Origin of the sequence: Novosphingobium sp. 63-713 (assembly GCF_001898925.1) — a bacterium.
In the GTDB taxonomy this organism is placed as follows: Bacteria; Pseudomonadota; Alphaproteobacteria; order Sphingomonadales; family Sphingomonadaceae; genus Novosphingobium.
In genome coordinates this window covers 70,431-79,583 of the sequence record NZ_MKVS01000048.1, presented here as the reverse complement: position 1 = coordinate 79,583, position 9,153 = coordinate 70,431, and the positions used below count along the sequence as shown (strand labels likewise).

At 65.6% G+C, this 9,153-nt stretch carries 7 protein-coding genes; all 7 read left to right on the top strand.

The window, feature by feature from the left end; genetic code table 11:
• The first annotated feature begins 2 nt into the window (after positions 1-2).
• The 7 genes from BGP00_RS22750 (at position 3) to BGP00_RS22720 (ending at position 9,004) form a co-directional block, all read left to right on the top strand.
• Positions 3-1,382 (top strand): cell division protein FtsQ/DivIB, encoded by a 1,380-nt coding sequence (locus BGP00_RS22750; protein ID WP_292691761.1) that lies wholly within the window; start codon positions 3-5, stop codon positions 1,380-1,382.
• Complete coding sequence (gene ftsA, locus BGP00_RS22745) at positions 1,382-2,668, top strand: cell division protein FtsA (protein ID WP_168602263.1); 1,287 nt, start codon at positions 1,382-1,384, stop codon at positions 2,666-2,668. The genes BGP00_RS22750 and ftsA overlap by 1 nt, the downstream gene beginning before the upstream one ends.
• 137 nt (positions 2,669-2,805) lie before the next feature.
• Positions 2,806-4,332 carry a cell division protein FtsZ gene (ftsZ, locus tag BGP00_RS22740; RefSeq protein WP_168602264.1) on the top strand — a complete coding sequence of 509 codons (1,527 nt, stop codon included), beginning with the start codon at positions 2,806-2,808 and terminating at the stop codon, positions 4,330-4,332.
• Between the two features lie 50 nt (positions 4,333-4,382).
• The gene (locus BGP00_RS22735; protein WP_292691758.1) at positions 4,383-6,338 is read left to right on the top strand and encodes an SPOR domain-containing protein; all 1,956 of its coding nucleotides are present in this window, start codon (positions 4,383-4,385) and stop codon (positions 6,336-6,338) included.
• A gap of 212 nt (positions 6,339-6,550) precedes the next feature.
• On the top strand, positions 6,551-7,066 hold the full coding sequence (locus BGP00_RS22730) for a YbjN domain-containing protein (RefSeq protein ID WP_292691756.1): 516 nt from the start codon (positions 6,551-6,553) through the stop codon (positions 7,064-7,066).
• Positions 7,067-7,068: 2 nt separating this feature from the next.
• A complete protein-coding gene (locus BGP00_RS22725; RefSeq protein ID WP_292691754.1) occupies positions 7,069-7,878 on the top strand; it encodes a pyrroline-5-carboxylate reductase in 810 nt (269 codons plus the stop codon).
• Between the two features lie 382 nt (positions 7,879-8,260).
• Positions 8,261-9,004, top strand: a complete 744-nt coding sequence (locus BGP00_RS22720) for a Bax inhibitor-1/YccA family protein (protein ID WP_292691752.1) — start codon at positions 8,261-8,263, stop codon at positions 9,002-9,004.
• The last annotated feature ends 149 nt before the right edge of the window (positions 9,005-9,153 follow it).

The window sequence follows — 9,153 nt, the reverse complement described above, 5'->3', positions numbered from 1 at the left end:
CCATGAGCCAGACCATCCGCCGGGGCGGCGCCAGCGCCCGCAAGGTGGCCGCCAAGGCCCAATCCGCCCGCAAGGTGGAGGCCGCCCGCGCGCGTACCGGATCGCTGATGGATCAGGTGATGGCGATGCTGCCCATTTCCGAGGCGCAGCTTCACAAGATCTTCCTCGTGCTGATTCTGGCGGCGGCGGGGGTCTTGCTCTGGGTGGTGGCGGGGCTGGCGGGGGTGCCCTCGCTGGCCGAACAGCGCGCGGCAAGCCTTGCCACGCAGGCCGGGTTTGCGGTGCGCCGGGTGGAAATCCACGGCGTCAAGAAGCTGAACGAGCAGAAGGTTTACGAGCGCGTGCTGGGCCAGCAGGGGCGGCAGGCGATGACGCGGATCGATCTTGAGGGCATCCGGCAGGATCTGATGACGCTGAGCTGGGTCGAGGATGCGCGGATCTCGCGGCAATTGCCCGACACGCTGATCGTCGACATCACCGAGCGCAAGGCGCAGGCGGTGCTCAAGCAGCATAATGAGGATGGCAGCGACAGTTTCGTGCTGATCGACGCCACCGGCCATGAATTGCAGGGTATCAGCCCGGGCCGCATCGGCGGCCTGCTGGTGCTGGCGGGCGCGGGGGCCGAGGGGCAGATGGCGGCGCTGGAAAGCCTGCTGGAGGCTGCGCCCGCGCTGCGCGGTCAGGTGGCCGAGGCTGAATGGGTCGGCCATCGCCGCTGGAACCTGACCTTCAAGAGCGGCCAGACGCTGGCCTTGCCCGAGGGCGTGGAGGCGGGGGCCAAGGCGCTGCAGGCCTTTGCCCGGATGGATGGCACGAACCAGTTGATCGGGGGGCGCGTGCTGGCTTTTGACATGCGCACGGGCGACCGGATGTATATGCGGATGCGCGGCGATGTGGACCCGGCCAATCCGGGCGCCTCGCTGGCAACGGGCGGCGCGCCGGTGGCGGGCGCGGCGGCGGCGGGCGTGGCCGCAGCGGTGGCGGCCAAGGCGGTGGCCATCAAGAGCGAGACGCCCAAGGTGGAAACACCCAAGGCGGTGGAGAAGGAAGCGGCCAAGCCGGTCGTGAAACCTTCGGCCAGGCCTGAACCGAAATCCGAACCCAAGACCTTGCTGCACAAGGAACCGGCCAAGACCGCTGTGAAACCGACCGCGAAACCGACCGCGAAATCCGCCGCCAAACCTGCGGCGAAGGAAATGCACAAGGACCCGGTGAAAGCGATCCTCAAGGCTGCGGCCAAACCGGCGGCGCATAAGGAGGCAGCCAAGCCTGCGCATAGGGAGCCGGTGAAAACGGCCCATAAGGAAGCGGCAAAAACGCCCGCCAAACCCGCTGCCAAGCCCACCGCCAAGCCGCATGCCAAGACCGGGGAGAAGCACTGATGCCCGTCCCGCGCATCGCCCGCGTGTTTGGCGCGGTCAATATTGGCTCTTTCCGCATTTCCGCGCTGATCGCGGGGCGGGCGGAAAATGGCGACCTGATGGTGCTGGGCAGCGCGCATCGCGCGGCGCAGGGGGTGAAACGCGGCTATGTCGTCGATATGCCTGCGGCCACCTACGCCGTGCGCGACGCCATCGAGCGGGCCGAGAAAATGGCCAATACCAGCGTTTCGGGCGTCTGGGTGGGCTGTTCGGGCGCAGGTCTGGCCAGCAGGATCGCCCATGTCGAAAACGAGATCGGCGGGCGGCGGATCGAGGCGGATGATATCCAGTCGCTGCTGATCGGCGCGCGCGAGGTGATCCAGCCCGAGGGGCGGATGGTGCTGCATGCCAGCCCGGCGCATTACACGCTGGACGGGGCGCATGGCGTGACCAACCCCAAGGGGCTGCATGCCGAGCGTCTGGGCGTGGATATTCATGTGATGCTGGCCGATGGCGCGCCGGTGCGCAATCTGACGGAATCGGTGCAGAACGCCCATCTCGATGTCGAGGCGGTGGTGGCCAGCCCGATGGCGACCGCGCTGGCCTGTCTGTCGCAGGAAGAGCGTGAACTGGGCGTGGCTTTGGTCGAATTCGGCGGCGAAGTGACGACGGTTTCGGTTCATATCGCCGGAATGTTGCTGGAGCTGCGCACGATTCCGATGGGTTCGGGCGATATTACCGATGCGATCGCCGGGGCCTTGGGGATTCGCCGGTTTCAGGCCGAACGCCTCAAATGCGTCAACGGTTCGGCCATCGCCAGCCCGGCCGACCACCGCGAGATGATTCCCGTTCATGGCCCGGGCGAGGAATTCACCGGCCAACTGGCGCGCCATGCCGATGAGAAAAACCGCATCCCGCGCGCCGAACTCATCAGCATCATCACCGCCCAGCTTTCGACATTGATGGACGAGATTTCCAAAGTCCTGAAACAGATGGGCTTTTCCGGAGTAAAGGGCGCGCAGGTGGTCTTTACCGGCGGCGGTGCCGAACTGGCGGGTCTGGCCGACTTTGCGCAAGGGGCGCTGGGGCGGCCGGTGCGCATCGGGCGGCCCGCCAACGGCCTGCTCAAAGGCCTGCCCGAGGCCCATGCCACGCCCGGTTTTTCGACGCTGGCGGGCCTTGCGCTCTATGCCTCCTCCGATCCGCAGGACATCCGCACCATCGGTCCGTCGCGCGGCGGGCGGGGCGCGGGGGCGGGGCTGGGCGTGCTGACCCGGTTTTTCCACGCGATGCGCGATTATTTCTGATAGGATGACGCCGCAAAACGTCGCAGTTCTGTGGACAAATGGCGCAAACGCTTTGCTTCGCGGCTTGGATATGTGCAATTTCGCTCGATACGGTGCCGATCCTTTAAATCGGATTACGCACCCGGCAGGAGAAGGCAATGAGCATCAATATTGGCCCCGCCACCGTTGAGGAACTGCGTCCCCGGATCACCGTGATCGGGGTGGGCGGCGCCGGTGGCAACGCCATCGCCAACATGATCCGCGCCGAAATTGAGGGCGTCGATTTCGTGGTGGCCAATACCGACGCCCAGGCGTTGAACAATTCCATCGCCGAACATCGCATCCAACTTGGCCCCGACATCACGCAGGGCCTTGGCGCCGGTTCGCGCCCCGAGGTGGGCCGCGCGGCGGCTGAGGAAACGCTGGCTGAAATCGACCGTCTGCTGGACGGTGTGCATATGGTCTTCATCGCGGCCGGCATGGGCGGCGGCACCGGCACCGGCGCGGCCCCCGTGATTGCCGAGGCGGCGCGCAAGAAGGGCGTGCTGACCGTGGGTGTGGTGACCAAGCCGTTCCTGTTTGAAGGCACGCGCCGGATGCGCAGCGCCGAAAGCGGCATCGAAGAGCTGCAAAAACATGTCGATACGCTGATCGTCATCCCCAACCAGAACCTGTTCCTGGTGGCCAAGGCGGAAACGACCTTTAAGGAAGCGTTCCAGCTGGCCGATGAAGTGTTGCAGCAGGGCGTACGCTCGATCACCGACCTGATGGTGATGCCGGGCCTCATCAACCTTGACTTTGCCGACGTGCGCAGTGTCATGGCCGAAATGGGCAAGGCGATGATGGGCACGGGCGAGGGCGAAGGCCCGAACCGCGCTCTGGAGGCCGCCGAAAAGGCGATCGCCAACCCGCTGCTCGATGGCGTGTCGATGCAGGGCGCCAAGGGCGTCATCATCTCGATCATCGGCGGCGATGACATGAAGCTGCTTGAAGTGGACGAGGCCGCGAACCACATTCGCGAGCTGGTCGATCCCAATGCCAACATCATTTGGGGCAGCGCGTTCAACCCCGATCTTCAGGGCAAGATCCGCGTCTCGGTGGTGGCCACCGGCATCGAGCAGACCGCGACTCAGGCCGAGGAAGCCTCGCGCCCCTTCAGCCTTCAGGCCGCGCGCGGCCCGGCCCGGCCCGGTTTTGCCCCGCAGGCGGTTCAGGCCCAGCCTGTGGCCCAGGCTCCGGCGCCTGCCTATGCCCCGCCGGCGCAGCCCGCCGTGTTCACGCCCATCGCGCCCGCTCCGGCGGCCGCGCCTGCCGAGCCGGTGGGCTTCTCGCCGCTGGTGCAGGAGCCGGTTCCTTTTGCGCCTGCTCCGTCGCAGGAGCCGCTTGATCTGGGCGCGCTGGGCAATGCGGAAATTCCGGCTCAGGCCCCGGCCGCGCCCAAGCGGGACGAATTGCTGCTCGATGCAAGCCGTCTGGTCGACGAGGACGAGGCGCCCGCCGCAGCGCGCCGCCGTCAGATCGTACCCGAGGCGCCCCAGCCCGCCCCCGCGCCGCGTTCGGCAGGGACACTGTTTGAACGGATGGCGAACCTGTCGGCCCGCCGCCGCGATGACAATGAGGATGGCGGCGACGAAGGCGGCTCGATCAACATTCCGCGCTTCCTTGGGCGTCAGAACAACCAGTGATGAAAGGGACCGGGCGGGCCTTGTCTGCCCGGTTGATAGGGCGCGGCGAGATGAGCGCAGTATGGCCTGAACCGCGACATTTGCGGTCGGGATTGGCCTGTGTCTTGCTGGCCGGGGCTTCGGTGCTGGCTGTACCGATGGCATGGGCGCAGGGCGGGTCGATCAGTACTCCCGTCGTGCAGGGCGAGGGCATGGACCCCAATCGCGCCATGTCGGCGGCGCTGGCGCGGCTGGGCCGCAACCCGCGCGATGTCGAGGCTTTGCTGCAGGCTGGCGAATCGGCGCTGGCGCTGGGCGATACGCAGGCCGCGATCGGATTTCTCAGCCGTGCCGACCGTCTGCAACCCTATCAGCCGCGCGTGATGGCCAGCCTTGGTTCGGCGCGGATGCGGATGCAGGACCCGGTGACCGCGCTAGGCCTGTTTGAGGATGCGGCCAAGGCCGGGATGCTGACGGGCGAGCAGATTGCCGATCGCGGGCTGGCCTATGATCTGGTGTCCGACAATGTGACGGCGCAGCGCTATTACCGCGAGGCTCTGGCCGCAGGCGCGGGGGATGAGGCGGCGCGGCGTCTGGCGCTCAGTCTGGCGATCATGGGCGACCGGCGCGCGGTGGAAACCGTGCTGGCGCCGCTGCTGCAAAAGCAGGATCGCGGGGCTTGGCGCATCCGGGCCTTTGCCTTTGCGATCATGGGCCGCGAGGAAGAGGCGGTGGCGATCACCAATTCGACCATGCCGCCCGAAATGGCCGCCGCCATGGCGCCCTATCTGCGCTATATGCGCAAGCTGACCCCGGCGCAGCAGGCGGCGGCGGCCAATCTGGGCTTTTTCCCGCAGCCTTCGCAGATCGGGCAGGAGAACGCCCGCATAGCCGATTATATCGCCAGCCAGCATCTCAAGCGTCCCAGCTTTGCCGGGCAGGGCGCGGTGGATCAGGGGCTGGTTCCGGCGGGCGAGCCTTTGGGCACACGTCTGGCGCAGGCGGAGGCCGCGCCCAAGGCTGGCGCGAAATCCGCCGGGCGCAGGGCCAATGAGGAATTACCGCCGCGCGGCGAACCCGCGCCGCCCGATCCCAAACCTTCACGGGTGGATACGCCTGCGGCCCCGGTCGAACTGGCCGCTGCCACGCCCGCGCCGCGCCCGGTGGCGCGCGTGGTGGAAACCCGCCCGGCCGCGCCTTTGGCCAGCACGCCTGCGGCCGTGTCGAGTTTCGACCTGTCGCGCAGCGCCGCCCGCGCGCCGCAGGTGGCCACGGTGGATGGCGATCTTGATCCCGCGCCGCGCCCTGCGGTGGCGGTGGTTGAGCAGGCGCCGCAACCTGCCGTTTCCGCGCCGGTCAGCGCCGCGCCGATGGCGGTCGCGAATGTCAGGCCCGCGCCTGTCCGCGCTGCGCCCGTCACGCCTGCGCCTGCGCCGGTCAAGCCGGCCGTGGCCAAGGCGGGCGGCAAGGCGGCGGGGAAGAAGCCCAGCTTTGCCGAATTGTTCGAGGATTTCGGCAAGGTTTCGACCACGACCGTCCCGGCCAGCGGCGCGGTGGACATTCGCAAGATCCAGCCTGCGCATAGCGCGCCTGCCCCGGCGCCAACCCCCGCCGCTACGCCGACGCCCGCTCCTGTGGTGTTGAGCGCCAAGGAGAAGGCGGCGGAAAAGGCGAAGGAAAAGAAGCTGGCCGAGAAGACCGACAAGGTTGAGAAGGCGCGGGAGGCCGAAAAGGTCAAGGAGGCCGCGCCGCCCCAGCATCCCAGCCGCATCTGGGTCCAGATCGCCGCAGGGCGCGACAATGAGCGCATCCTCTATGACTGGCGCAAATTGCAGCGCGCCGAGGGGGAATTGTTCAAGGGACAGAAGCCCTCGATTTCCGATTGGGGGCGCACCAATCGCGTGCTGGTCGGCCCGTTTGAAACCGAAGCGGCAGCCAAGGCGTTTAATGAAAAGGCGCATAAAGCTGGGCATGACGGCAGTTTCGTGTGGATCAGTCCGGCAGGACAAGTTGTTGATTCTCTGTAAAGCGGATCACCACTGTTTCAAAATGGGCCGAACAAAACGTCTTTTCCACAAGCTGTAAACAGGCTTATGGAGTTATGCGCAGGGCTTGATCGAAACGCGGCTTGTGCTTGGGGGTATGAGTGCCCCATGCAAGCCGAGTATCACTAGGCCTCCCGCGCTCCTTGTCTGATGCTTGGGTCTGGGGCGCGCCGCATCGGGTTCTTGAGACTGGAATGAGCATGATGAGGACTGGCGAGGGCGATTTGGGGCGGCATGAGGATTGCGCGCCGGTCGAGATGCTCGGGCAATTGTTCGAAGCGCGCGGGTGGCATTACGAATTCGTCAGCGACGATGAGCTCACCGGCGAGGTTCAGGGCAGCTGGGCGACCTATCAGTTGCGCGCGGTCTGGCGGGCCGAGGACAATGTGCTGCAATTGCTGTGCCTGCCCGACATTCGCGTGCCCGATGACAAGCGCCCCGCGATGTTCGAGGTGCTGGGCCTGATCAACGAACAGCTCTGGCTGGGCCATTTCGACATCTGGTCGAACAACACGATGCTGCTCTATCGCCATGGTCTGCTGCTCAGCGATGACGGGCTGCTCAGCCTCAGCCAAGCTCAGATGCTGGTCGAGGTGGCGGTCGAGGAATGCGATCGGTTCTATCCGGCGTTTCAATTCATCCTGTGGGGCGACAAGACCCCGGCGGACGCTCTGGCCAGCGCGCTGGTCGATGCGGCGGGGGAGGCTTGATCATGTGGCCTGCCAATGTGCTTTTCATCGGCTGCGGCAATATGGGCGGGGCGATGCTGGCCGGGTGGCTGCGCGGCGGCGTGGCGGCCGAGCGGTTTACCGTTTACGATCCGTTTCTGGAGGCCGTGCCCGAGGGCGTTGAACTGCTGCGTGAATTGCCGGAAGGGCGGGTGTTTGACCTGCTGATTCTGGGCGTGAAGCCGCAGATGCTCGATGGCGTGGCGGGCGCGCTGACGGCGCTGGCCGGGCGTGATACGGTGGTGCTCTCGATGCTGGCGGGCGTGGAAATGGCGAGCCTGTCGCTGCGCTTTCCCGACGCGCGGGGGCTGGTGCGGGTGATGCCCAACCTGTCGGCGGCGCTGGGCAAATCGCCGATGGGCGTGGCGGCGATGGGGCTGGACCATGAGGCGCGCGAATGCGTGATGGCATGGCTGGCTCCGCTGGGCACGCCCGAATGGGTGGATGAGAGTCTGTTTGACGCGGTGACGGCGCTGGCCGGTTCCGGGCCGGCCTATGTCTATCGCTTTATCGACGCGCTGGCGCAGGGCGGTGCGGCGCTGGGCCTCGATCCCGAACAGTCGCTGCGTCTGGCGCTGGCCACGGTGGATGGGGCGGCGGCTTTGGCCTCGTCCTCGGACGTGGGGCCGGGTGAGCTGGCGCGGCGGGTCTCCTCGCCGGGCGGGTCGACGCTGGCGGGACTATCGGTGTTGGATGCGGGCGATGCGCTTGGCGCGTTGGTGCTGGGCACGCTGACGGCGGCGCGGGATCGGAATGTGGAATTGGGCGCGATGGCGCGCGCGGGTGGTAAGTAAGGTTTGAATGCGAGGGTCTCGACCCTCGCGCTCCCGTTGCTGTCTGCGTTGTGTTTCGGGTTCGGCGTTGAGTGCCGGACGCGAGGTTGAAATCGAAAGCCTGCGGCGCAGTTAAATGGCGCCGCAGGCTTTTCAATTTCCTCAAGGCGTACCCTTGCAAACCATCCAAGACTCCAAAAATGGGATTGCAAAGGGACGAGTCCCTTTGCCCGCCGGAGGCATCTGCCCTCTCTGCCCAAGGCAAAAAACGACAAATTTGCCCCAGAGCAACACTTTGATACCAAATTTAGCTTATCCCCCGCTTGAAAGCCGCGGGCGTAGGGGCGATATTCCCTCTATGCGCCGCAGGTTTTGCTGATCGGCGCTTTATGGAGTGAATGACATGGCCATCTGGAATGACCCCCAGCCCACTCAGACGGGCTTTGGCGCGTCTTCGAGGATGAATGCTGGGTATGTTGACGCAGCCGCCCTCGATACGGGCCTGCGCAAATATATGCTGTCGATTTACAATTACATGGCTTCGGCCGTGATGCTCTCGGGCATCGTTGCGCTGTTGTTCGTGCAGAGCGGTCTGGCCGCGCAGGTGTTTGTGACGCCGCTGCGCTGGCTGATCGTGCTGGCGCCGCTGGGCTTTGTTTTCGCGATGAGCGCGGGCATGGGCCGGATGCAGAGCAGCACGCTTAAAGCCTGTTTCTGGGGCTTTGCCGTGGCGATGGGTCTGTCGATGTCGTCGATCTTCCTGGTTTACACCGGGCCGTCGATCGCGCTGACCTTCTTTGCCACCGCCGGTTCTTTCACGGGTCTCAGCCTGGTGGGTTACACCACCAAGAAGAACCTGTCGGGCATGGGCAGCTTTCTGATCATGGGCCTGTTCGGCCTGATCATCGCCTCGCTGATCTCGATGTTCTTCCACGTGCCGGGCATGGCTTTCGCGATCTCGGTGCTGGGCGTGCTGATCTTTGCGGGTCTGACCGCCTATGACACCCAGCAGCTCAAGATGAGCTATGTGCAGGTTGCGGGTACGCCCTATGCCGAACGCGTGGCGATCATGGGCGCGCTGACGCTGTATCTCGACTTTATCAACATGTTCCAGTTCCTGCTCAGCTTTCTGGGCGACCGCCGCTAAGGGCAGTCGCAGACCGGCCTGAGCGACGGGCGGATTATCGTGCCCGGGGTGCCATTTGGCGCCTCGGGCATTTTCTTTGTGTCCCGTATCGGTTAAACGTAGCGGGCTTTGCGCCGCGCTATGGGACGCGGTGTATGAAATGAGGTGGC

Excerpts from the sequence above, each read along its gene's own strand:
- BGP00_RS22750 (WP_292691761.1), top strand. The coding sequence starts at position 3 with ATGAGCCAGACCATCCGCCGGGGCGGCGCCAGCGCCCGCAAGGTGGCC.
- ftsA (WP_168602263.1), top strand. The coding sequence starts at position 1,382 with ATGCCCGTCCCGCGCATCGCCCGCGTGTTTGGCGCGGTCAATATTGGC.
- ftsZ (WP_168602264.1), top strand. The coding sequence starts at position 2,806 with ATGAGCATCAATATTGGCCCCGCCACCGTTGAGGAACTGCGTCCCCGG.
- BGP00_RS22735 (WP_292691758.1), top strand. The coding sequence starts at position 4,383 with ATGAGCGCAGTATGGCCTGAACCGCGACATTTGCGGTCGGGATTGGCC.
- BGP00_RS22730 (WP_292691756.1), top strand. The coding sequence starts at position 6,551 with ATGAGCATGATGAGGACTGGCGAGGGCGATTTGGGGCGGCATGAGGAT.
- BGP00_RS22725 (WP_292691754.1), top strand. The coding sequence starts at position 7,069 with ATGTGGCCTGCCAATGTGCTTTTCATCGGCTGCGGCAATATGGGCGGG.
- BGP00_RS22720 (WP_292691752.1), top strand. The coding sequence starts at position 8,261 with ATGGCCATCTGGAATGACCCCCAGCCCACTCAGACGGGCTTTGGCGCG.